General features: G+C 54.0%; 19 protein-coding genes. 6 read left to right on the plus strand and 13 right to left on the minus strand.

The window, feature by feature from the left end:
- Positions 1-135: 135 nt before the first annotated feature.
- Together DOP62_RS04450 and DOP62_RS04455 are read left to right on the plus strand one after the other, a co-directional pair.
- The gene (locus tag DOP62_RS04450) at positions 136-1,467 is read left to right on the plus strand and encodes a recombinase family protein (protein ID WP_208676707.1); all 1,332 of its coding nucleotides are present in this window, start codon (positions 136-138) and stop codon (positions 1,465-1,467) included.
- Positions 1,460-1,732: a SemiSWEET transporter gene (locus DOP62_RS04455; protein WP_208676709.1), complete on the plus strand. Its 273-nt coding sequence runs from the start codon at positions 1,460-1,462 to the stop codon at positions 1,730-1,732. The genes DOP62_RS04450 and DOP62_RS04455 overlap by 8 nt, the downstream gene beginning before the upstream one ends.
- Before the next feature lie 78 nt (positions 1,733-1,810).
- On the opposite strand, the gene DOP62_RS04460 is transcribed toward DOP62_RS04455, so the two are convergent.
- The 6 genes from DOP62_RS04460 to DOP62_RS04485 all read right to left on the minus strand — a co-directional run bounded on the left by DOP62_RS04460 (position 1,811) and on the right by DOP62_RS04485 (position 7,009).
- Entirely contained in the window at positions 1,811-2,371 is a 561-nt protein-coding gene (locus DOP62_RS04460) for a phycobiliprotein lyase (protein ID WP_208676711.1), read from the minus strand.
- Positions 2,368-3,150 (minus strand): nickel pincer cofactor biosynthesis protein LarB, encoded by a 783-nt coding sequence (larB, locus tag DOP62_RS04465; RefSeq protein ID WP_208676713.1) that lies wholly within the window; start codon positions 3,148-3,150, stop codon positions 2,368-2,370. The genes DOP62_RS04460 and larB overlap by 4 nt, the downstream gene beginning before the upstream one ends.
- Complete coding sequence (locus DOP62_RS04470; RefSeq protein WP_261790067.1) at positions 3,143-4,885, minus strand: ABC transporter substrate-binding protein; 1,743 nt, start codon at positions 4,883-4,885, stop codon at positions 3,143-3,145. The genes larB and DOP62_RS04470 overlap by 8 nt, the downstream gene beginning before the upstream one ends.
- On the minus strand, positions 4,878-5,360 hold the full coding sequence (ispF, locus tag DOP62_RS04475) for a 2-C-methyl-D-erythritol 2,4-cyclodiphosphate synthase (RefSeq protein WP_208676717.1): 483 nt from the start codon (positions 5,358-5,360) through the stop codon (positions 4,878-4,880). The genes DOP62_RS04470 and ispF overlap by 8 nt, the downstream gene beginning before the upstream one ends.
- 200 nt (positions 5,361-5,560) lie before the next feature.
- On the minus strand, positions 5,561-6,226 hold the full coding sequence (locus DOP62_RS04480; protein WP_208676719.1) for a DUF6331 family protein: 666 nt from the start codon (positions 6,224-6,226) through the stop codon (positions 5,561-5,563).
- A 9-nt stretch (positions 6,227-6,235) separates the two neighbouring features.
- Positions 6,236-7,009: a class I SAM-dependent methyltransferase gene (locus DOP62_RS04485; protein WP_208676721.1), complete on the minus strand. Its 774-nt coding sequence runs from the start codon at positions 7,007-7,009 to the stop codon at positions 6,236-6,238.
- Positions 7,010-7,141: 132 nt separating this feature from the next.
- Between DOP62_RS04485 and DOP62_RS04490 the strand changes: the two genes are divergently transcribed.
- Entirely contained in the window at positions 7,142-7,756 is a 615-nt protein-coding gene (locus DOP62_RS04490) for a YdcF family protein (RefSeq protein WP_208676723.1), read from the plus strand.
- A gap of 135 nt (positions 7,757-7,891) precedes the next feature.
- Here the strand turns inward: DOP62_RS04490 and DOP62_RS04495 are convergent, their stop codons facing one another.
- From DOP62_RS04495 to lnt, 4 genes are all read right to left on the minus strand, one after another.
- A complete protein-coding gene (locus DOP62_RS04495; protein WP_208676725.1) occupies positions 7,892-8,203 on the minus strand; it encodes a hypothetical protein in 312 nt (103 codons plus the stop codon).
- A gap of 316 nt (positions 8,204-8,519) precedes the next feature.
- A complete protein-coding gene (locus DOP62_RS04500) occupies positions 8,520-9,119 on the minus strand; it encodes a hypothetical protein (protein WP_208676727.1) in 600 nt (199 codons plus the stop codon).
- Between the two features lie 101 nt (positions 9,120-9,220).
- Positions 9,221-10,732, minus strand: coding sequence for a cryptochrome/photolyase family protein (locus DOP62_RS04505; protein ID WP_208676729.1), 1,512 nt, complete (start codon positions 10,730-10,732; stop codon positions 9,221-9,223).
- 38 nt (positions 10,733-10,770) lie between these two features.
- Positions 10,771-12,336 carry an apolipoprotein N-acyltransferase gene (gene lnt, locus DOP62_RS04510; RefSeq protein WP_261790068.1) on the minus strand — a complete coding sequence of 522 codons (1,566 nt, stop codon included), beginning with the start codon at positions 12,334-12,336 and terminating at the stop codon, positions 10,771-10,773.
- A 175-nt stretch (positions 12,337-12,511) separates the two neighbouring features.
- Between lnt and DOP62_RS04515 the strand changes: the two genes are divergently transcribed.
- Positions 12,512-13,783: a TIGR04283 family arsenosugar biosynthesis glycosyltransferase gene (locus DOP62_RS04515; protein ID WP_208676730.1), complete on the plus strand. Its 1,272-nt coding sequence runs from the start codon at positions 12,512-12,514 to the stop codon at positions 13,781-13,783.
- Positions 13,784-13,807: 24 nt separating this feature from the next.
- Here DOP62_RS04515 and DOP62_RS04520 read toward each other — a convergent pair whose 3' ends face one another.
- Positions 13,808-15,376, minus strand: coding sequence for a B12-binding domain-containing radical SAM protein (locus tag DOP62_RS04520; RefSeq protein WP_208676732.1), 1,569 nt, complete (start codon positions 15,374-15,376; stop codon positions 13,808-13,810).
- Positions 15,377-15,945: 569 nt separating this feature from the next.
- On the opposite strand from DOP62_RS04520, the gene DOP62_RS04525 reads away from it, so the two are divergent.
- Positions 15,946-18,417 carry a peptidase U32 family protein gene (locus tag DOP62_RS04525; protein ID WP_208676734.1) on the plus strand — a complete coding sequence of 824 codons (2,472 nt, stop codon included), beginning with the start codon at positions 15,946-15,948 and terminating at the stop codon, positions 18,415-18,417.
- A gap of 87 nt (positions 18,418-18,504) precedes the next feature.
- Positions 18,505-19,197, plus strand: a complete 693-nt coding sequence (locus DOP62_RS04530; protein ID WP_208676736.1) for a hypothetical protein — start codon at positions 18,505-18,507, stop codon at positions 19,195-19,197.
- 25 nt (positions 19,198-19,222) lie between these two features.
- On the opposite strand, the gene ribE is transcribed toward DOP62_RS04530, so the two are convergent.
- Together ribE and DOP62_RS04540 are read right to left on the minus strand one after the other, a co-directional pair.
- On the minus strand, positions 19,223-19,882 hold the full coding sequence (ribE, locus tag DOP62_RS04535; RefSeq protein ID WP_208676738.1) for a riboflavin synthase: 660 nt from the start codon (positions 19,880-19,882) through the stop codon (positions 19,223-19,225).
- Between the two features lie 178 nt (positions 19,883-20,060).
- Positions 20,061-22,898, minus strand: a complete 2,838-nt coding sequence (locus DOP62_RS04540) for a UPF0182 family protein (RefSeq protein ID WP_370538879.1) — start codon at positions 22,896-22,898, stop codon at positions 20,061-20,063.
- Positions 22,899-22,976: the final 78 nt, after the last annotated feature.

The following is a 22,976-nucleotide window of genomic DNA, read 5'->3' on the forward strand; positions in this document are numbered from 1 at the left end:
TGGCTGCTCGGATCCGCCTTGGCCTGAAATGACCGTCATGCGCTACCTAGAAGCTGAGCATCCGATCGAGTCGGTGGGCAAAAACCCGCGGGCTATGTTTAGCTGGCTGAAGAAGTAGCCTACTGCCGGACGGTCGTGGCGATCGTCGCCTATTACGCTTTGAACCCGATTTGGGAAACGCTGGTCGCCCCCGAGACTTGGCCAGAGTCCCCCGATCGGGTTTTTTGCGACCTGTTGCCCGCCCCCGATCGCCCGCAATTACAACAGCTTTTGACTGAATTGCAGCCGGGTGATCGCCTTTGGCTTCGGCAACTCCACGATCTGGGCGATCGCCTCGATGCCTTGTTGCCCGTCCTGCAGAACTGCCAAAAGCAGTCAGTGCAAGTGCAGATCCTTGGACTGGAAGAGCCGCTGCCACTCGATTCCGCTGCAGGACTCGACTTGCTGCCGCTCTGGGCCGAAGTACAGCGATCGCAGCAACGCGATCGACTCAAAGCCGGACATGCCAAAAATCGTCTGCAAGCTCTACCGCCACCGGGACCGGCTCCCTTTGGCTACCGACGCGGCAAAGAGCGCTATGCGATTGATCGGGCAGCCGCAGCCTTGGTACGGGATGGAGTTGCACATTTCCTGATCTACGGTTCGCTGCGAGGAGCTGCTCGCTACGTAACGCAAAAACATCAGCGGGCGATCGCCATCACAACCGTGCGCCGTTGGCTGAGCCATCCGGTCTATCGCGGTGATTTGGTCTACGGCAGTGGGGCGATCGTGGCCGACACCCATCCAGCCTTGGTATCGCGGGAAGAAGCCGCGCAGATCGATCGCATTCTGCGGCGCAATCGACGGCTACCACCCAAAACTGCGAGTGCGCCTCGTTGCCTGGCCGGACTCGTGCAATGCCAAACCTGTCAGGCGCATCTCGTTGTTGGCAGCACCAAACCCCACCGTAGCGATCGCGAATATCTCTACCTGCGATCGCCTGCAGCTTGTCATCAAACTCCCCGTTGCAGTGCGATCGCCTACGACACTTGCCTACAGACAGTGATCCAAACCATCTGCCAGCAATTACCGATCGCAGTCGCTGCCCTTGAACAACCCGATCAACATCCCGCTAAAACTACGATCGCCAGCCGCCAAGCGGAACTGCAGCGGATTCTGAGTGTTGAACTGCCAGATTTAGAAGCGCGGGGCATCCTCGATGCGGAAACGGCTGCGATCCGGCGGCTGCAGATTCAAACGGAACTGGTGCAACTGCGCGATCGCCAAGCTCAGCTCTCACCCGTCAACCTATCGGAATTGGTGCAGGCGGTGGCCATTCCCCAGTTCTGGCAGGATTTGTCGGAGGTGGAGCGGCGCTTTTTCTTTCGGGAATTTATCCGCGAAATTCAACTCGAACGGCGATCGCGACAGGATTGGTCGCTACAGTTGCAACTGGTGTTTAGCCCACCGGAGCGATCGCATGAATGAACTGACCCACTCGATCGGCGCGATCGCTGCTTTCTGCACGACCATCAGTTTTCTGCCACAAGTTCTCAAAATTCTCAAAACCGGCGATACCCGCGCTATCTCACTGCCAATGTATGCACTATTCGTGGCTGGAGTGGGCTGCTGGCTGACCTACGGCTGGCTACGCAGCGACTGGCCAATCATTGCAGCCAATCTCACCACCGGCTTGCTGAGTGGTACTGTCTTGCTGCTGAAACTGCGATCGCTGCGCACCAAACCGCGCTAGGGAATTACTTTAGTCCAACGCTCACCATCTGGCTGGCATGGATGCAATGCTTGCTGCCCCTAGCGTTCGCTCTCAGGACTAACCATCTGTTTTTTGCTCGACGCCAAATCCAACGAGTGCGAGGGTATCCAGCGGCTGATCATCGCGAGTCGGGCGAACGTAGTTGAGGATGCGGCGCACCCTCAGACGGGGGTTGACCAAGGTAATCGAATCAACAGAAACGATACGCGTGTAGTGCGTGGTCATCAGCAGTTCGCGACTCTCAGGATTGAAGCGAAACGCTGAGACAATGGGGCGGGCTTCCTCATAGGCGCGATCGCGCAGGTAGTCGCCCACCAGCCAACCGTCTTCCGTACCTCGCGGCACAAACAGCATATTCAGCTCTTGGCTGACCTCTTCGCCATGTTCTGAGACGGTATGAAAGCCCAAGCAAAAGCCCGGTAGCTGCTCCAAGGCTTGCTCGGTTTCCATGATGTTGACAGCCAAGACTTGAGCTTTGGTCTCGGCGGAGAGCGATCGCACCGCAAATTCCGTATGCGATCGTTCCACTTCTTGGCGAGTCAAATAGTGGTAGGTGCGTTCAGTACTCCAACCGCCAATACAGCAGTCAAAAAAGTGATGAAAAGCTTCAAGACTCATAGGTTGTCGCTTCCTCCCCAGCGATGCAGGCGGCGGAGGATCCGCCCAGCCAATTGAGCGGCTCCGAATCCATTGTCAATATTGACCACACCCATGCCAGGGGCACAACTATTCAGCATCGACAGCAGTGCCGCCAAGCCTTGGAAGCTCGCACCGTAGCCTACGCTGGTGGGCACAGCGATGATGGGGCAGGCGACTAGACCAGCAATCACACTGGGCAGCGCCCCTTCCATCCCTGCCACCACAATCAGCACATCTGCCTGATCCAGGCGCGATCGCTCGGCCAAGAGGCGATGCAGGCCAGCCACCCCCACGTCACGAATGCGATCGACACGAAAGCCCCAGAGTTCTGCAATGACGGCGGCTTCTTCAGCGACAGGCAGATCCGAGGTACCTGCACAGACGACCCCCAAGCGACCCGGTTGGGGTTGGGGAGGCTGGGGTTGGAGGGCGGCGATCCGGGCGATCGGATCGTAAGTGAGGCCAGGTAATTGGGCTTGCAGACGGGGCACCCGATCGGGCTCAATACGCGTGGCGATCGCGGCTTGATTACGAGCGGCGTAGGCACGGAACAGCGTCAGAATCTGCTCAGTTGTCTTGTCCTGACCCCAGATCACTTCGGGAAACCCGGTGCGCAACTGGCGATGGTGATCGATGCGGGCAAAGTCACCGATCGCTTCCGTATCGAGATAACGCAGTTGGTCAAGGGCTTGCTGAGGGGCGATCGCACCTGCTGCGACTTCTTCCAGCAGTCTTTGCAGGGCTTGCGAATCAATCATCGTCATTCACTGAGACGTATTCCGTATTCCACAGTGCGCCACCCAGCTCCGAGAATTGAATCGGAGTAATCGTGTTGCGGACAGCTGCAATCTGTTGGCGGTTGACGAGATAGATAAAGGGTAAATACTGCTGGGCTAGTCGCTGTGCCTGACCATAAATTTCCTTGCGGCGATCGTCATCAATTTCCTGAGCTGCAGCGACAAATAGTTGATAAATTTCAGCTTCCCAAGGTGCAACTTGACGCCCTTCGATCGAGGCTTGGCTCGCGCTGGGTTGCTGATTAAAGAGATGCAGACTGCCTTCAGGATTCCAGACATTGGCGCCGCTGTTGGGTTCAATGTTGCTAGTCAACCCGAGGATTAACCCCTCCCAGTCCAGCTGATTACTGATCCGGTCGATCACACTACTGAAGGCGATCGGTGTGAAGTCAACCTGAATCCCGAGGCGGGCAAGGTCGCCTTTGATCCGTGCTCCCATTGCAACGCGCACCGGATTCTCGGCATTGGTCAGCAAGGTGAAGCGAACAGGATTACCTTGGCGATCGCGCAGCTGTCCTTCGGCATCTTTTTGGAATCCGGCTTCTGTCAGCAGTTGTTCCGCCTTTGCTTGGTTGAAGTTGTAAACAGGTAAGCCCTCCTCAGGACTGAGATAAAAGGGACTCTGGGGGATGATTAAAGAGTTAACAACCACGCCCAAACCGCGATAGGCCGTATCGACGATCGCGGAGCGATCGATAGCGTAGGCGATCGCTTGCCGGAAGCGAACGTCATTGAACCAAGCCGATTTAATTGGATCGACGAGTGGCTTTCCATTGCGCCGGCCTTGGTTAAGGTTAAACGTCAGATAAACAGTCAGCGGTTCCGGGCCCCCGCTGTAGATGGTGAAATCGCCGCGCTGTTCTTCCCGTTTCAGTAGCGAGAAATCACCGGGTTGAATGGGTTCTAAAACGTCTAAGTCGCCCGAGCGGAACTGCAGCAGCTGTGTATCGGCATTCTCAACAATCTGCCAGACAAGGCGATCAAGTTTGGGCAGTGGGCTCCCATCGCGATCGCGCTGATAGAAATAGGGATTACGTTCAAAAATGATCCGCTGGCCGGGTTGGTAACGCTGCAGCCGAAACGGTCCATTGACAATAATTTTCTGGGGATTCGTCTCAGTCCCCCACGTGCTCAAAAAGGCAGGATTACCCTGACTATCCATTTGCTCCAGCGAAGCGGCGAGAGCATGCTTGGGCAAAATTGGCAGTGCCATGTTGCGCAGCAGCGGTGCAAACGGCTGAGGCGTCTGAATCACCACTTGGCGATCGCCCACTGCCGTGACGGTTGGTAAATCCTGGTCAATCCGCAGGATATCGCGCGCGCCCGTTGGCACCTTGGGGTTGAAGTAGATGCGGTTGTAGGTGAAGTCGACATCGGCTGCCGTCAATGGCTGGCCATCAGACCAGCGCAGATCGGGGCGCAATTGAAACGTGATCTGGCGGCGATCGGGGCTAATGTCCCAAGACTCAGCCAAGCCCGGCTCCAGGCTCCCGTCGAAGCCATTGACATGAACTAAGCCTTCGTAGAGCAGCCCAAAGACGTTAGGCGACTCTTCATTGAGCGCGTAGTTAAACGTTTTGGGGTCAAAGCGGACGCTAGCGATCAACTGCTGACGCGGCGATGAACTCGCACTGCTACAGGCGACCAGCAGCACTGCTGCCAGCAAGACTGCCAACCAGCGACGGATCCTAGTCACGCACCAACAGCGCCACGGCATAGGCACAGATCCCCTCTTCTCGCCCCGTGGGCCCCAGTTTTTCGTTGGTGGTCGCCTTGATCCCAATTTGATCGGGCTCAAGCCCAAGCACGCTTGCTAGGCGATCGCGCATCGCGGCAATGTGGGGCTTCAGCTTTGGCTGCTCGGCCACTACCACTGAATCAAGGTTGCCAATACTCCAACCGCGATCGCGGATCAGCTGATGCACTTGGGCTAGCAACTGAAGGCTGTCTGCGCCTTTCCACTGCGGGTCGGTGGGAGGGAAGTAGTGACCGATATCGCCCAGACTCAAGGCGCCGAGCATCGCATCCATGATCGCGTGGGTCAGCACATCGGCATCACTGTGCCCATCCAAGCCGAGAGAATGCTCTAGTTGAATGCCCCCAAGGATGAGGGGACGACCTTCCACCAAGCGATGGATGTCGTAGCCATTACCAATGCGAAAGCGACTCATAGCACTGCAGCAGGATGCGGCTCGATCCTATCAGTCTTGCTGAGTTTCATCACCTGAATCCCAATCTTCGTTGCCAGTTCAGTTCTTTGTACAGCGTTCAGCATACTCACGAGCGGCTATCTGCTTTGACTGAAACTCCATCAAAAAAGGATCCACCAAAGCTTGAGATACTGAGGGATGAAATCATCACTAGCTCCTGACTAGATTCGCTGGCCAATTTTGATGAGATTGCCATCAGGATCGATGATATAAAACTCTCTCATTCCCCACGGTTTATCTTCTAGCGAACTAATTCGAGGAATACCTGTCTTAGGAAGTTCTAATTGCTTAAACTCTTGAAACAGTGCATCTACCTGTTCAACTCTCCAGTAGCAAGCTAGATTCGACTGAGAAGGTTCCAACATCGCTTCGACGGCAAGGTGAATTTCAATATAATTGCGTCTAAGGATGACATAGTCAGTGAACCGATTTATTGAGTCATTCGCTATAAATCCTAGTCTTTGATAGAAATCAATACTCCGTTGCAAGTCTTGCGAAAGAAAAATAGGAATGATCATTTCTGATTGCATGAGCAGAATCTCCCATTGATTCAGTATGTTTTGCCAAGCATTATAATCGCCAAAGAAATTAAGCTGAGTTGATAAGTAATTAGCATTTTTATCATCAACAAGAGAGAAAATATTTCTTAATTGCCTCCTAGCTTGCGAAAGAGTTTCAATCTCTGCTGTATTAAGCCAAGCTTCAGCACATTGCTGACTAAACTCAAAGGCATCTAAACCACAACAAGCAGCTAAACAGTGAATCTCACAGAATCTGAGTAACGACCAAAGTGGTTTTGGGATAATAACTTCTACTACTTCGTTCATTGTTATCGATTAGCTGCGATGAGCAAGGTAAACATGTGTTTTATAGACGATGCGAACGAAACCTTGAGGGCTGGCATAATGATCGTAAAATTCTGTTAATTTTACGATTAACTGATGGAGGCCTTCGCCAGATTGAGGAATACTTCCTTGACTCCGAGCAAGTCCTATCAGATCCTCTAAGTCAAGAAGTTGCTCAGTTGCAAAGTAAAATCGCTCTAATTGCTGAAAATAGGGCAAAGTAATGCCGTGCCAAAATAACTGATAGCGAAATTTGTCCAGCTGCTTTCGCAGAGAAAAATTTTGTTCTGGCTTAAGATATTGATCAGTTGTATTAGCAGCTTGATAGAGATGTTTTGTATAGGCCTGAGAAGCAATATCTTGTTGATCCCAGAAGTTCCAAACTAAGGCAAGTCGACCATTGGGTTTAAGAATACGTCTAAACTCCTGCAAAGACTTTATAAAGTCAAACCAGTGAAATGCTTGAAATGCTGTGACTAAATCAACCGAAGCAGTTTCCAGAGGAATATTTTCAGCTGATCCCTCTATATACTTCACGCCATCATAAGTAGGTGCTCCTCTGCGCATGTCAGCACCTGGCTCTATGGCAATAACCTGAGCACCTTGATCTGCGAGTTGGCGAGACCCAATACCAGTGCCAGCACCGATATCGGCCACTACAAGAGAATCGACTGGTAGTCCATCTAGTATTTTCGCAATCGCCTGATCTGGATATCTTGCGCGGTAATGATCGTAGCCTTCATAGTATGGGAATGAGGCTGACATCGCTTATATGTGAGTTTTGTACCCACAGTTTTAGGCTACAGACTTCTTGGTTGTCAATTATTGTGACATCTCCTTATTTTGAGGCTATCAATCTAATAACAATTAAACACTCTTGAGGCTTCACACTTAAACATGAAATACACGGCATTAATTTTTATTCTTTTAATCATACTTGTATTTACATTGATCAACTTAGTCTCCCTAATCTTTTTTAGAGTACCAACAAGCAATACAAGTCGTACAGCTTTTGATGTCATTATTGTCCTTGGAAGCCCAGCTGATTCAGATGGGGGCCCCAGTGAGGTAATGAAGCAGAGGGTAATTGAAGGAGTAAAACGTTTTTATCAAGGGCAGGCAAAGCATATTTTATTTACAGGGAGTGCAGTCTACAGTGAATTCATCGAGGCCGATGTGATGTCAGAATTTGCACACTCTCTAGGAGTGCCGAAAGATGCCATTTTAACTGACACAAAATCGAAAAATACTTATCAAAACATATTTAACTCAATTAGTGTAATGCGTGATCAAAATTGGCTCTCGGCACTAGTTATTACATCTCCCTCTCATATTCAAAGGACGTCTTTTATCTTATCTACTTATGATATTGAATATCGAGTTATTGGAAACCATATACCACCAAAGATTTGGGCATGGGAATTAATTTTAGGGCAGTGGGAGAAGTATATAATTACACGACTATTTTTTAGCGGATATTCACAAACTTACGGCCTTAGAAAAGGAGAATAAATGATTAATAACCAATACTGTTTAAAGGCGATTATCTTTCTAACTTCACGCCATTAATAGTAGAAATAAAGAAAAAATTTTCTCCGGTAAATTTGAGAGATTATAGCGAGTTAATGACTAGATTAATAGATAGATTTATGCAGACCATCGCTGCTTTGAAGCAGAGAGCAATGATTGCCATTCACTGAAAGGCAGCTCCTTCATGTCCCAGTGACAAAAAGATTCCATTTCGACTGGAGTTGGTCCTTGTTTCTGTAATTCTTTGGGTAGGTAGTCCTCCTCGGGGTCTGCGATCGCCGGTTTGGTCAGTTGAGAGTGTGTGGCTGGATCCCTGGGCAACCAAACGAGGGAGTTAAGCACCACGAAGATCACGAGACTCAGACCCAGTTGAAACGCCCAGTCTTGGCTTGGGAGTAGTGCGAGGGTCGGCAGAAAGACGCAGGTCATAGCAGTTGGTTCGGTCGCGATAGCACTAGTTTCCAACTCCCGGATCTTTTTGGCTGGATTTCAGTGCGAATGTCAAAATGAAATCTCTAACATTCTCTCTATCTCCAATCATCTCAACCTCATAGACAGCTAATTGCTATCCGAGAACAGATAGCCTAAAAAGAGTTGTTTAGATTCGAGTTCTTGGCAATTCGGCGGGATATCTTGGCACCTCGTCAAACCAATGTATCGTCATAATTACTGATGTAATAGCTAGGCTTTTAAAAAAACCACGAAGCAGCCTAATTAATACTGAGAATCTTTTAATTAATGGATTTCATCGAACCGTAAGATTAATTATTTCATCTGGCTGCCGATCTTTGCTCAACTGCAGACTCTTAACTGACACTACTCCTCCTTCTTCATAGCGTACATCAAAGGAGTAACCATATACAGTTGAGCCTTCCGGCAAAATAATCTTATCGGATTCACTTATGATGCAAGAGGTTTTATCTACTTCAAATAAGCTGGCCTTGCAAGCTCGTATAGCACTGGTTGGATGGTCATACCAAGTTCTATTCCCCCAAAATTTATTCATAATATTAGTTGAATGAAGGATGCTGACCGAGTTGCCGTTGTCAACTGTTAGTCGAAACCATTCCTCTCGATCTGCATCACCAGGAGAGAAGATGCTATTTTGCAAAGCATTACCAACCGCTGCATCCCTAATCCTGACCTTGAAGACTAACCTTTTATTTTGAAAGGCTTTAAGAAGTTCCTTCTGAGCCTCTAGCTCTTTTTTGAGTTTTGCTTCTTCTGCTTGCTGCTGTTGTTGTACTTGTCGCTGATATGTCTCACAGGCCAATGATCTAGGTGCTTTGAGGCAGACTTCAGAACCTTGAACGAGACTTGCTGCTAGCAATATAGCTTCAAGCATTAGAATGATCCAAAACCTAGTGATTAAATTTTATCATTGCTAGTTTAAATTTTGTTGATCATAAAGAGGCTTTTGTAGACTTTATAACTTTTATAGGAAATTTAAGTCCAAGATGCTTGCCAGTGAGCCGCTTGGTCGCGAATTGCTGCCCGATCGCTGTCTGGCATTTTTTGGAGCTGTTTGAGAATTAAGCCTATGCGCCCTTGAGCCTGAAGCTTTTGCTCATGGCGATCGAGAAAATCCCAGTACAGCGCATTGAACGGACAAGCGCGATCGCCCAATCGTTGTTTGGGGTCATAGCGACAACTCTGACAGTAATTGCTCATTCGATTGATGTAGTTAGCTGACGCTGCATAGGGTTTTGAGGCCAACTTCCCGCCATCGGCAAAGAGGCCCATGCCCAGCACATTCGTCTCCATCACCCAGTCATAGGCATCGAGGTGAGTGGCTTGAAACCACTCTTTGACTTGCCAAGGATCGAGTCCAGCAATCAGGGCAAAGTTGGCGAGAATCATCAACCGCTGAATGTGATGGCTATAGCCAATCGCTTCAATCTGCTGAAAACACTGTTGGAGGCAATGGAGATCAGTTTTTCCGGTCCAAAAGAATTCAGGCAGTGAGCGATCGTGCTCAAACCAATTTGATTGCGGATAGGTGTCAGGAAAATAGTGATGGAGTCCGTGCATATACTCTCGCCAGCCCAGAATCTGGCGAATAAAGCCTTCGACGCTGGCGATCGGAGCTTGGTTGTCATAGAAAGCCTGTTCAGCTCGGTGAATCACCTCCAGCGGATGCAGCAGTCCTAAATTCAGTACTGGCGCAATCAAGCTATGCCACATTGTTGCTTGGCCGCTGACCATGGCGTCTTGATAGGGGCCAAAGGTTTTGAGCTTAACGGTTAAAAACTGATCCAAGGCTTCCAATGCCTGCGATCGCGTCACTGGCCAATGAAAAGGCTCCAGTGTTCCATAAAGCGGCAACTCCAGCGATCGCACAGTTTCAATGACTGTTTGCGTGATCGAATCTGGCAAAAATTGAGCGGCTGGTGGTGGCTGCAGCCCACTTTTAGGAGGCTTGCGATTCTCCGGATCAAAGTTCCATTGCCCCCCAACCGGTTCTTGATCTTCGGTCAGTAAGACTTGCCAGCGTTTGCGGCCTTCGCGATAGAAATTCTCAAGCCGCAGCTGTCTATAGGGCTTGGCCCAGGCTGTGAATTCAGTCGTGGACCAAAGAAACTGACGGTTTGGTAGCCAATGCAATTTGGCAGGTAATGCGAGGCCGCTGACAATCGCGTGAAACGAGCGATCGGCAGGTTCCATCACCTGCAGTTCCGTAATCTGATACTGCTGGCACCACTCAGAGACTGCCCTGGCGAAGCTGGGTGCTTGCTCAAGGTAATCCACTGTCCAGCCCTGCGATCGCAGATCTGCTGCAAAGTGACGCATGGCAGACCACACTAAGACCAGCTTTTGCCGGTGATAGGGTCGCTGTTGAACATGCTCTAGGGATTCAACCAGCAGAATCCGAGCTTGACCTCGGTCGACAGATTCCGGATTGAGCGCCGGATGTTGCAGCGTCAGCTGATCGCCCAGAATCCAAATGCCGACTGTCATTCTGCGATCGCCTATCCCTGCGCGTTTCTCTCTGCAATCTACAGGGTTTGTTTAAGCCAGCGCCGCCGCCACCCCAGCCAAATAACAGTGCTGGCCAACAGAATCGGAGTCACACTGTCACCCCAGCGCACATAGGGTGTTTGGCTCGATCGCTGGGCCATGCGAACGGCTTGGGTCATAAAGATTCGAGGTTGCGATCGCCACTGCACTTGTCCCAAAGGATTGATCAGGGCGGAGTAGCCCGTGTTCGTGACCTGCACCACCCAGCGATCGGTTTCTGCAGCCCGTAACGCCGCCAGCGCCAGATGTTGATTCATCAACTGCTCGCTGTAGGGATCGAGGTTGGCAGCCGACAAAATCCACGTGGCACCGCGCTGCACCTGCGATCGCAGCACCTCAGGAAAGACCAGCTCATAACAAATTGATGCGGCGACCTGTCCAACAGGGGTTTGAAAGCGTTGATCCAAACGACCTGCCTGCATTCCCAGCTGAATCGGGGACAAACGTTGCAACCAGCGGCCAAACCAACGTTCGCCCGGGATGTATTCCCCCAGCGGCACGAGGCGAACTTTGTCATAGCGACCCGCGATCGCGCCACCTGGTTCTAGTGCCAACAAACTCTGCCGGTAGCGATCGCCCTGCGGGAGATAAGTCCCCAACAGCAAGGGCGGTGACTCAGGTGCAAGCCAGCGCGCCCAAGGCGATTGTTCAGCTTGCCAGAGGGTAGGGTCAGACCCTTCAGGGGTGATCACGGCATCCACACCCGCCTCAGTCAGTTGTTGATAGCCCTGACGGTAGCGTTGCCGCGACAGCAGGATGCCCTCGGGGCCTGTTTTGATCCGGGTTGGCACGTTGCCTTGAATCAAGCCGATCGTCAGGGCTGGCCCATCAGCGGCACGAAGCTGCCCCAGCCCCCAGCCCGCTAGTTCGGCACAGCACCAAAGTGCGATCGCCCCGGCTAGCAGCGATCGCCGCCGACTAAGACTCGCCCAAGCCAGCAGACCATTCACCGCCACAATCAGTAGGGTCAATCCCTCTGCACCACTCAGTTCTGCCAGGGGCAGCAGCCAAGTATTCGCTGGACTTTGACTGAGCGCTAAGGGCGACCAGTAGAGCGGTGACTGTTGCCAGAGCCAGTCCACCAAGCCCCATAAACCAATCCCGCCCACCAGTCGTAGGCCACAGTGCTGGGGTAACCGCTGCACGGCCCACACCCAAACCCGTACTTGGATCAAACCCCAAGCGGTGATGATCAGCCAGCAGCCCCAAGCGATTGCCACGCTTGTTCCCCAGCTCAGACCCATCCACGTCAGCGGATGCAGGCCGGTGATCCAAATCAGGGTTGGCCCTTGAAAGGCGGCCGCCCAGAGCCAAGCTTGTTGTCGGGCGCGATCGCCTTGCCCCGGCTGCAACAGCGATCGCCAGAGGGGAATCAAGGCTACCCACGCCAATGGCCACAGTCCCAAAGGAGGCATGGCGGCAGCCATCGCCAGACCAGCGAGCAACGTCAGCCCCCAAACCCGCCAAGGCAGAGCAGTAGCTACTCGACTGGCGATCGGTCGCACGGGTGGCAGCAGTTTGGGCAAAGCGTGTAGCAATTTCAAGCCAACGACTCAAACGATACGGCGATTTCAACCCAAGGGCGCGATCGCCCACAGGCAGAGAGTTTGGCCACTGTAGACTGGCACAGATCGGTCTGGACAGTTTGTGCTCACCCTGACGGCGGCACTGTCTGCGCCTACCGTGCCGTGAACTGTAGCCGCACATTCCAGCAACCCTATGAGTCAGCGCCTGATTCTCTTTAGTCGCTATCCCACAGCGGGGCGATCGAAGACGCGGCTGATTCCGGCACTCGGCCCTGAGGGAGCGGCTGATCTACAGCGCCAGTTGACGGAGTGGACGGTGTTTACGGCCCATCGCTGGCAGGCGCGATCGCCCCAGACCGAAGTGCTGATCGCTACCAGCGGTGGTACGCCTGAAGACTGGCAGCAATGGCTGGGAGCAGTTGAGGTGCAGCCACAAGCCGAGGGTGATTTGGGCGATCGCCTCCATCAGGCATTTCAGGCAGCTCAACAAGCAGGTAAAAACCGAACCGTAATCATTGGCTGCGATTGCCCCAGCATTACCCCCGACCATTTGACGGCTGCGTTTCAGGCACTGGAAACCGCTGATGTGGTGCTCGGCCCCGCCACTGATGGCGGCTATTGGCTGATTGGTCTGCGCCAGCCTCAGGCTCGACTCTTCCAGGACATTGATTGGGGCAGCGATCGCGTTTTGGCGCAAACCCTACAAGCCGCTCAAGCGGCTGATCTCCAAGTCGCACAGCTCGAACCCCTCTCCGATCTTGATCGCCCCGAAGATCTTGACCTCTGGCAACCCCAGCCGCAGCTGTCGGTGATCATCACCACACTCAATGAAGCAGCAAACCTGCCCCATACCTTGGCCTCGATCGGGGATGCTCCCGTGGAAACTTTGGTTGTGGATGGTGGCAGTCAAGACGAAACAGTTGCGATCGCCAAAACTTGGGGAGCTAAGGTCATTCCCAGTCCTGCTGGACGGGGACGCCAATTCAACCAAGGAGTTGCTGCTGCCCACGGCAGCCTTTTGCTGTTTCTGCACGGCGATACCCGCCTGCCGCCTCAGTTTTTCAATCACGTCGTGCAAACACTGCAATCCCCGAAAGTCGTTGCAGGAGCGTTTCAGTTACAGATCGATAGTACTGACTGGCGCCTGCGCTGGGTCGAGCGGGGCGTGCGCTGGCGGAGCCGCTGGCTTCAGCAACCCTACGGCGATCAAGCCTTGTTTCTCCGCCGCGAACGCTGGCGTGCGATCGGGGGCTTTAGTACCGGACCGTTGCTAGAGGACTATCGACTGGTACGGCAACTGCGTCGCCAAGGACGAATTGCGATCGCACCGGCTGCCGTAACGACCTCTGCCCGCCGTTGGCAAAAACGGGGGGTGCTACAAACGACATTACTCAATCAATTGATCTTGCTCGGCCACCACTGTGGACTCAGCGATCAAAGACTGGCGAACTGGTACCACCACTAGAGATGTGGTCAGGCCACTGGGAGATTAGGCTGCGATCGCCGTTTCTGGAGCTTGGCGTTCTGCCTGTTCGAGATAGGCCTGGAGTTGCGCTTCAATTTGGGCGCGGACGATCTCGCGGTACTCCATGAAGTGTTCGTTGTGGGCGCAAACAGCAATGTACTGTTCGGCCACAGCCGGATTGCGCCGCAGAATGCTGAACAGGTGATGCCAGAACAGCCAGCGGGTTTTGCGAACCACCCCTTGACGCCAGCAGACCAAGAGCAACGCGCGCACAACGACCCACTCAGGCCACTGAAACTTGGGTTGCACGCGAGGAGCGCCCAGCTTGAGGAAGTAGCGATAGACCCGATTTAGGTATTGCACCGGCTCGTAGAGCTGGCGGAAAGCATCAACGTATTCGCGGGCAATGTCTTCGACCGGACGGGTCGGTACAAAGTTCATCAACGTCGTCTGGTTGATGTTGGCGTCGGGTAGCCGCAGGCGGCCTTCTTTTTCCAACCGATGCCAGAGCGCTGTATTCGGGAGCGCCTGAAGCATGGCAAAGGTGGTCGTGGGAATACCCGTCACTTCAGCAAAATCGACGATGCGCTGACCCGCACCGGGTTTCTCCCCATCGAAGCCGATGATGAAGCCAGCAATCACCCGTAGGCCCGATCGCGTCACCTTATCGATCGACTCCAGCAGCGGCGATCGCGTGTTTTGAAACTTTTTGGTCAACTGCAAACTGTCGGTGTCCGGCGTCTCAATGCCCATGAACACCGCTGCAAAGTTGCAGTCGAGCATCAGATCGATCAACTCATCGTCATCGGCCAAATCGAGGGAAGCTTCTGTATCAAAGCGGAAGGGATAGCCTCGCTCGGCCTGCCAAACCTTCAACTCCTGCAAGAGCCGTTTGACATTGCGTTTGTTGCCGATGAAGTTGTCATCGACCATAAAAACACCGCCACGCCAGCCAAGGTCGTAGAGCGCCTGCAGCTCGGCTAACAGTTGTTGTGGCTCCTTGGTGCGGGGTTTACGGCCGTAGAGAACGATAATGTCGCAGAACTCGCATTGGAAGGGGCAGCCCCGCGAGAATTGCACCGACATGGAGTCGTAGGCACTGCGTTCCAGCAGGTCGTAGCGCGGAATTGGTGTGGTGGTGACATCCGGTTTTTCGCCATTGGAGCTAAAGCGCCCCTGCGTCTCGCCCCGTTCTAGGGCCTCGACAAACATCGGCAGCGTAATTTCGCCCTCGTCCAGGATCAAAAAGTCAACGCCAGCCGCTTCCATTTCCTCAGGCACTGAGGTGGGGTAGGGGCCACCGACAGCAACGCGCTTGCCATGCTGCTTCGCAAGGGCAATCTGATCGACCATGTCCTCTTTCTGGACGATCATGGCGGACAAAATCACGATGTCCGCCCAAGCCCACTCCTCTTCGGTAACGGCGCGGATATTGCGATCCACCAATTTAAATTCCCACTCTTGCGGCAGGATGGCGGCGACAGTCACCAACCCCAGCGGCGGTAACAACACTTTCCGATTGACGAGTTCCAGGATTTTTTCGTAGGACCAGAACGTTTTGGGAAAGCGAGGATAAATCAGTAAAGCGCGCATGGTAGCAGATGGGCGGGGTGCCCTTAGTCTTTCACAACTTTTGGAAAAGTGTTGACTCCGCTGTCAGTCATCCATCTGGCTGCGATCGCGTCTGGGTGTTCGCTAGAGCACAGATAGCCTGTCTAGCCACACCCCTTGGCAAACCTGTGTTAATGATCAAACTCAAGCACTTCACCGAGAACTCATGTCAGCGGAAAAGCCTTGTCAGCACTGCGGTCGCACCAGTAGCAATGGCAAAAAATGCAAGGGAAAGTGTGTCGGTGACAGTGACTATTAGATCTGGATCCTCGCCATTAGGAAGCAACCGCTAGTTCTGCGATCGCAACCCCTTCGTAATGACGTCAAATGACACTGCCTTGATCTCAACTAAAGACTTTAATCTTTTCTTTGGTTTCTAAGGATTACAGGTAGTTGCAATGGGACGTTGCGGCTTGCTAGCCCGTGAGTTCCTGCTATCCACCCATGAGACGCCGTGAAGCCAGGGCAGGCAAACTGCCCAAGCTCTGACAAACAGAGGCACAGGTTAGGCTGAAAAGGCTCTTGGCGATCGCCCGTTCCCCCTTGCACCTATGGCTGCTGCTTCACTGTCCTGCCCAGAATTGTTGGCACCTGCGGGCGACTGGGACTGTCTGCAAGCTGCGATTGAAAATGGGGCGGATGCAGTTTATTTCGGCCTCGATCGCTTTAATGCGCGGATGCGAGCCCACAACTTTACTGAGGCGGATCTGCCGGAAGTGGTGGCGACGCTGCACCAACGCGGGCTCAAAGCCTATGTCACTCTCAATACCCTGATCTTTCCGCAGGAGCTCCCTGCTGCTGAGCAATACCTGCGATCGATCATCAGTGCCGGTGTCGATGCGGCGATCGTGCAGGACGTGGGCTTGTGTCAGCTGATTCGCCATCTGTCACCGACGTTCCCGATCCATGCCTCGACCCAGATGACGATCAGCAGTGCGGCTGGGGTTGCGTTTGCCCACGATCTGGGCTGCCAGCTAGTCGTTCTGGCCCGGGAAAACTCCCTTGCGGAAATCCAGAAAATTCGACAGCAAACGGCGGCCCTCAACAAAGTCTTACCGCTGGAAGTGTTCGTGCATGGGGCACTCTGTGTGGCCTATAGCGGCGCTTGCCTCACCTCCGAAGCCTTGGGCGGGCGATCGGCCAATCGGGGCGAATGTGCCCAAGCCTGCCGCATGAGCTATGACCTGATTGCTGATGGCGAAACGGTCGATCTGGGCGATCGCCAGTACTTGCTCAGTCCCCAAGACTTGATGGGGATTGAACTGTTGCCGGAGCTGATCGCCGCTGGCGTCTGCAGTCTCAAAATTGAAGGCCGGCTCAAGGCACCGGAGTATGTCGCCAGTGTCACCCGCCGTTACCGTGAGGCAATCGATCGCGCTTGGTTAGGCCAGAGCACGGTGCTCGACCCGAGCGATCGCTACGAGTTGGAGATGGCCTTTTCGCGGGGGCTGTCCTCCGGTTGGTTACAGGGCATCGATAACCAAGCCCTGGTCCAAGGTCGCTATGCCAAAAAACGAGGCGTTGCTCTGGGCACCGTTCTAGCGGTCGATCGCCGGGGTATTCAAGTGGAGCCGCTAGCCCCGATTCAGGCCGGAGATGGCCTGCTGATCGAAACGGATCGGGGCGATCGCGGCGGGCGGGTCTATCAGGTGGAGCCGATCGCTGGTCAACGCCTGCGCCTTTGTTTCAGCCGCGAGTTTGATCTGCGAGCGGTGCAAGTCGGCGATCGCCTCTGGAAAACCAGCGATCCGTCCCTTGAAAAAGAATTGCGCCAAAGTTTTAGTGCAGAGCAGCCTCGCTGGAAGCAGCCGGTGGATCTGACGGTGCAAGGTGCGATCAAACAGCCCTTGACCGTGATTGCTTGCGATCGCCAAGGCCATCAAGTCACGGTGCAATCTGAACAGCTCTTGCAGGCAGCGACTCAGCATCCCCTCGATCGCGATCGCCTGGCCGCCCAATTGGGACGGCTGGGAAACACCGCCTTTGAGTTAGGGTCCCTCGAAAATCAGCTACCGGATGGCCTAATTCTGCCGATCAGTGAACTGAATCGCCTGCGGCGGCAGTGGGTGAGTGCGTTAGAAACGCAGCGATCGCAGCCGAGTCATTGGCCGCTGAATGCCACAGCCCGTTTGAGTAGCCTCTTACCTCAACGGCCGGCGACCCAACCGCGATCGCCAGAACTGACGGTACTGGTACGCAATCTGCCGCAGCTGCAAGCCGCGATCGCTACCCAAGCAACGCGACTCTACTGCGAGTTTGAAGATCCGCGCCGCTACCGCGAAGCAGTCCAAGTCTTCCGGCAAGCGCAGCGATCGGAACAAACCATTTGGCTAGCCCCGCCGCGCATCTACAAGCCAGGCGAGACTTGGATTTTGGAGCAGGTGCGACGAGCAGAACCGGACGGCTATCTGGTTCGCAACTACGATCACCTCGCTGCTTTTCAAGGCGATCGCTGTGTGGGCGATTTCTCCCTGAATGTGGCCAATCCTCTGACTGCAGCTCATTGGGTGGAACAGACCGGGCTGGAGTGGCTGACGGCTTCCTACGACCTCAATGCTCAACAACTATTGGATTTATTGGCGCAGACGCCGCCCGATTGGCTGGAAGTGACGATTCACCAGCACATGCCGCTGTTCCACATGGAGCACTGCGTGTTTTGTGCCTTCCTCAGCGACGGCCATGATTTCCGCGACTGTGGTCGCCCCTGCGAACAGCAAGAAGTGCGGCTGCGCGATCGCGTTGGTGTAGAACATATCCTCAAGGCTGACGCGGGCTGCCGCAACACGCTTTACAACGGCACGGCGCAAACGGGGGCAGAATTTGTCCCTGCGCTGCAAAGCCAAGGGCTGTTCCGCTTCCGGATCGATTGTCTAGAGGAGTCGCCAGCTCAGGTCACGCAACTCTGCGATCGCTATTGGCAACTTTTGCAAGGGCAATGCAGCGGCGAACAACTCTGGCGTGAGCTGAAGTTGATGCGTCAGCTAGGGGTGACTCGCGGCACCCTCACGACTGTGACCCGCTAACCCTGGACTAACGTGCCTTGACAGAGGAAAACCCACCCGCTTTTCTCAGGGAGTGAAATATCGTTGCTCTCTCGCTCTAGGCTGCCCATGCCTCCTGAACCTCGCCTTGCAGGTCGCCGGCTCCGGCGCCAATGGGTCAAGCGAAATCTGCTCAGTATGCTTGCCGGACTCTTGATTGGGAGTGCTTGGAGAGTTGGCAGTCTTCTCGTTCGGGGATCCTTTGTTCCTTTTGGGTTGCTGTTGCTGTACTTAGGTGTTTGTCAGTACGGTCTCGGCGGGATCCTCTGTCTGGCACTCGGCGTGATTTTGGAGAGTGCTCTCCTGTTTGGGGGGATCGTGGGATGGGCGCAACAAAAGCTACTCCGAGGCTGGATTACTAGCCCCAAAATTTGGATCGGCAGCGCCATTCTCGGTTGGGGCGTTTTCACCGTCGCGATCTTCAATTTCCTCGTCTCGTTGTCCTATTCACCCGGTGGCGCGATCGCCAGTGGTTTGATCGCGATCGCGGCGGGGAGTGGCATGGGCTATGGGCAATCTCGGCAGTTGGGTCGGGCGATCGCTGAGTCCGATCGCTGGTTTCACTTGCACGTTGCCATGAGTGTTGTTTCGGTAATTGCAATCAGCGCAACTGAATTGCTCGGTCGTCCGCTAGGACTCAGCTTTTTAGGATCAAACCTCCTGATCATCCTCGCGGTCCCGATTTATACGCTGCTGACGGGTTCCCTACTGGCTGAATTAACAGCTCAGACTGAAGCTGCTGTGCTGGATTCAGCGGGATAAGGACAGACCTTCGCCTGACACCAGTTCAGACATAGCCATGCTCTGTCAAGAACTCCAGACTGATGTCTGATTGAGAGGTAGCCTGACCGGAATGACGCAGGAGCCGTTCCACATACTTGCCGAGAATGTCGCCCTCAAGGTTGACGCGATCGCCCGCTTGCAAGCGGCTCAGGGTTGTCTCTTGGTAGGTGTGGGGAATCACTGCCACCGTGAACCAATGCCCGTCGCGATCGCAGTCAGCGATCGTCAAACTAATGCCGTTGACAGCGATACTGCCCTTTTCGACGAGGTAACGCTGCAGTGAACCGGCAGGCACCCCAAATTTGAGCAGCCAAGATTGCTCGGTCGCCTCAGCACTGATCAGCCAGCCCACGCCATCAACGTGACCGGTGACAAAGTGACCACCGACTTTACCGCCAGCGCGCAAAGAGCTTTCCAGATTGACTCGAGCGCCCGGTGGCAGATCCCCAAGCGTCGAGCGTTGCAGCGTTTCTGGGGACACATCCGCCAAAAAGCCATTGCCAAGACATTGGGTTGCCGTCAGGCAAATGCCATCGACGGCAATGCTGTCACCGATCGCCAGATCCTGCAGAATCGCTTGGATATCGCCGGCCACACAGTGAATTCGGACTGCGCCGTCTAGAACTGTTAGTTCTCCCAGCGCCTGCACTAGACCCGTAAACATGGCAATTTCCGCACGCCACCCTTGATCTTCACTTGAACGAGAACCCTTTAGGCCAGCGGTCGTCTCATCTCTTGACCTTTTTCTATCTCGGCGCCTATGGCCTTGAGTGCTGTCCAATGTTCTGAGCAGGAGATTACCCAAAGGCCATCTCCTTTTGAGTAGTCAGCACTGCCAGAATCTAGTCAGTCTCTGATGGAGCGATCGCAGTAGGCTCTGCTGCTAGGTTAGGTTCTGGGAAAAGCTGTTTCAGACTTTCCACGAGGCTGGGGGTCATCACGATGCGATCTTGATAAGCCGCAATAACGCGGGTCAAAGCTGGCAAGCTATTGCGCGAAGCTTCAAGATAGAGCGGCTCAACGTAGAGCAGCGATTGCTCGATGGGAATCACCAAAAGATTGCCTTCTGCCGCCCGAGATCCTTCCCGATTCCACAGCGTGATTTGCTCAGAGATGCGGGGGTCTTGGTTAATGCGAGCAGTAATCTGCTCAGGACCAAAAATCAGCCGTTGTCGCGGAAACTCGTAGAGCAAAAGACGACCGTACTGATCACCATCCGATCGCCCTGCCAGCCAAGCAATCATGTTGTTGCGACCCAAGGGCGTAAAGGGCGTCAGAATCAGGAACTCTTCGCCCTCAGCAGTCGGTAGACGAGTAATTAAGTAATAGGGCTGAACCGTTGCCGTTTCGCCAGCGTAGATTTCGAGGGGATAGGCCCACTGGTCATCGCGGTTATAGAAAACTTGCGGATCGAGGACGTGGTAGGTCAGCAGCTGCGACGATTGAGCTTTGAAGAGGTCAGTGGGATAGCGTAAGTGCGATCGCAAGATCGGCGCCATGGCATCCAACGGCTGGAACAGGGTTGGGAACAGCCGCGACCAAGTCCGGATTAAGGGATCGCTGGGGTCAACAATGTAGAACTTGGCGCTGCCGTTGTAGGCATCGATCACCACTTTGACGGAATTGCGGATGTAGTTGAAAGGCTGTTCTCCCGGGTCAGCATAGGGGTAGCGATCGCTGACGGTGTAGGCATCCAAAATCCAAAACAGTGAGCTTTGCCCAAGCCCCGCCGTCGCAGCGCTCTCGGAGTTGACCGTGACCAGATAGGGTTCAGCGTCATAGCGGAGAAATGGGGCGATCGCTCGCACTCGGTCTTTAATTTGTCGCCGGAAGAGCACTCGCGTCTGGGCCGTCAGGTCACCGGAAAACGGCAAGCGCCAATCGCGCAGATAGAGGGCAAAGAGCAAACGCTGAGCGTAGTTTCCCAGCTGAACTCCCCCACTGCCGTCGTAGACGTTGTAGGCATTGTCATTGCCGCTGGGATAGTCCAACTCTTGGGTACGGCTGGGAGTAAAGACATAGTTGCGAGTGAGCTGGCCGTAGTAAATCCGAGGATTCTCGACGGAGATAGCTGCTTTGACAGCCTCGGCACTAATCCCTAGGCTGGCATCGCCGTTAATGCGCGTATTCGCTCCGATGTCCTTGACAAAGTAATGCGGCAAGCCATCAGGGGCGCTGCTATTGACGGGACTGAGGGTAAAGCCATAGCCATGGGTGTAGATCAGATGCTCATTGACCCAGGTTTTAGCGGCAGCAGGGATGGCGGTGTAGTCCAGCTCTCGGGCTGCAATAATCACCTGCTGCAGGGCTTTGCCAAAACTGGTCTGGAGTAGATAGCGATCGATTTGTGCTGTCGGGAAGCTGTAGTAAAGGCGGATTTGCTGGAGTTGACGGTTACTTTGCAGCAGCGGCCGCGTATCCCAAAGCCGGATATTCTGCACCGTTTCTCGATTGGCACGGAGCACCGCACGGTTCAGGCTGGGCTGAGGGTCGAAGGTTTGGGTCTCAATTTGGTCAAGACCAAAGGCGCGACGGGTAAAGACGATCGCCTGTTTGAGATAGGGCAGTTCTCGGGCCAGCTCATTGGGCTGCACCACCAATTGCTGCACGATCGCGGGCAAGGTCACCCAAATCAGGACACTGGCGATCGCGCCCAGTTGTAGGTTGCGAATCCAGCGGCTGGACAGCAGACCACGCCGAGTTTTCCAGAACAGTGCGATCGCCGCGATGCCAAAGAGCGCCATCCAAATTCGTAGCAGGGGCAGTTTGATCCAGCGATCGGTAAAGCCAATGCCGTAGACTGCGCCTAATTCAGAGAACAGCAACTCGCGCTGTGCCAGCCAGCAATGCCCAATTAGAAATAGAGCGATCGCGACCGTTAACCGTACGAGATGCCGTTGCTGGGTCGGAGCAAAGCCACGAAACTCCGCATTGCTAACGCTGTGATTCGCTAAGTAGTAGATGGCAAGAACGGCACAAAAGCTGAAAGCCAGCGCAATCCAGAGATCGAACTGCAAGACCTCCAGTGCGGGTAAGCGGAATAGATAGAACGCCAAATCTTGCTGAAAGATGGGATCGCGATCGCTGACACTTTCAGCCGCCAAGGCAGGCCAGATCCGCAGCCATTCCCGTGAGGTAAACAGGGCGATCGCCAAGCTCGTGATAGTAGATAGGCCAATCAGAATCGGCCAAGGCCGCCAAAGAAACAACACGAGACTACCGAGGCCAATCACCAGCCCCCAGCCAAGGGGCCACGTCCGTTCTGTGATCAGCGGTGACTGCAGCCAATCCAGTGTCAGGATTTTTGGCAAGAGCGGTAAAGCCCCGCCATCCTGACAGGTCCAAGCGGCAATCACAGCTTGAGTGGTGAGGGCCAGCAGTGCCAGCCAGAGCAGGCTCAAGACGGTAAGGAGCCCAGTCAATTGCAGCCGGGGTGCTGAGCGATCGGGCAAAGTTGCTTGCAGTCGGGCGGCCCAGCGCAAATTGCCGCCAATCCAAGCAGCGATCGCCAGCCCAGCCACGCTAAACAACAAGACTTGAACGCCTAGTCGTCGTAAGAAAACCGTGGGAATTCCCAGCTCGGCAAACCATAGGGTTTCGACGTGGATGCGTGTTAGCATCCCCAACCCCAGCAAGATCGCTGCGATCGCAATTCCCCAGCGGCTCCAGTGGCGAGGCATGAACCAACCCAGTCAACGCACCGATCTTAGCCGTCGATCTGTTTCTGACCGTCTTGAAAATTGCTAGCTATCTCCAAA

The organism is Synechococcus elongatus PCC 11801, from assembly GCF_003846445.2.
Lineage (GTDB): Bacteria > Cyanobacteriota > Cyanobacteriia > Synechococcales > Synechococcaceae > Synechococcus > Synechococcus elongatus_A.

Coding starts and splice junctions, on each gene's coding strand:
- DOP62_RS04455 (WP_208676709.1), top strand. CDS start 1,460: ATGAATGAACTGACCCACTCGATCGGCGCGATCGCTGCTTTCTGCACG.
- DOP62_RS04460 (WP_208676711.1), bottom strand. CDS start 2,371: ATGAGTCTTGAAGCTTTTCATCACTTTTTTGACTGCTGTATTGGCGGT.
- larB (WP_208676713.1), bottom strand. CDS start 3,150: ATGATTGATTCGCAAGCCCTGCAAAGACTGCTGGAAGAAGTCGCAGCA.
- ispF (WP_208676717.1), bottom strand. CDS start 5,360: ATGAGTCGCTTTCGCATTGGTAATGGCTACGACATCCATCGCTTGGTG.
- DOP62_RS04480 (WP_208676719.1), bottom strand. CDS start 6,226: ATGAACGAAGTAGTAGAAGTTATTATCCCAAAACCACTTTGGTCGTTA.
- DOP62_RS04485 (WP_208676721.1), bottom strand. CDS start 7,009: ATGTCAGCCTCATTCCCATACTATGAAGGCTACGATCATTACCGCGCA.
- DOP62_RS04490 (WP_208676723.1), top strand. CDS start 7,142: ATGAAATACACGGCATTAATTTTTATTCTTTTAATCATACTTGTATTT.
- DOP62_RS04495 (WP_208676725.1), bottom strand. CDS start 8,203: ATGACCTGCGTCTTTCTGCCGACCCTCGCACTACTCCCAAGCCAAGAC.
- DOP62_RS04500 (WP_208676727.1), bottom strand. CDS start 9,119: ATGCTTGAAGCTATATTGCTAGCAGCAAGTCTCGTTCAAGGTTCTGAA.
- DOP62_RS04505 (WP_208676729.1), bottom strand. CDS start 10,732: ATGACAGTCGGCATTTGGATTCTGGGCGATCAGCTGACGCTGCAACAT.
- DOP62_RS04515 (WP_208676730.1), top strand. CDS start 12,512: ATGAGTCAGCGCCTGATTCTCTTTAGTCGCTATCCCACAGCGGGGCGA.
- DOP62_RS04520 (WP_208676732.1), bottom strand. CDS start 15,376: ATGCGCGCTTTACTGATTTATCCTCGCTTTCCCAAAACGTTCTGGTCC.
- DOP62_RS04525 (WP_208676734.1), top strand. CDS start 15,946: ATGGCTGCTGCTTCACTGTCCTGCCCAGAATTGTTGGCACCTGCGGGC.
- DOP62_RS04530 (WP_208676736.1), top strand. CDS start 18,505: ATGCCTCCTGAACCTCGCCTTGCAGGTCGCCGGCTCCGGCGCCAATGG.
- ribE (WP_208676738.1), bottom strand. CDS start 19,882: ATGTTTACGGGTCTAGTGCAGGCGCTGGGAGAACTAACAGTTCTAGAC.
- DOP62_RS04540 (WP_370538879.1), bottom strand. CDS start 22,898: ATGCCTCGCCACTGGAGCCGCTGGGGAATTGCGATCGCAGCGATCTTG.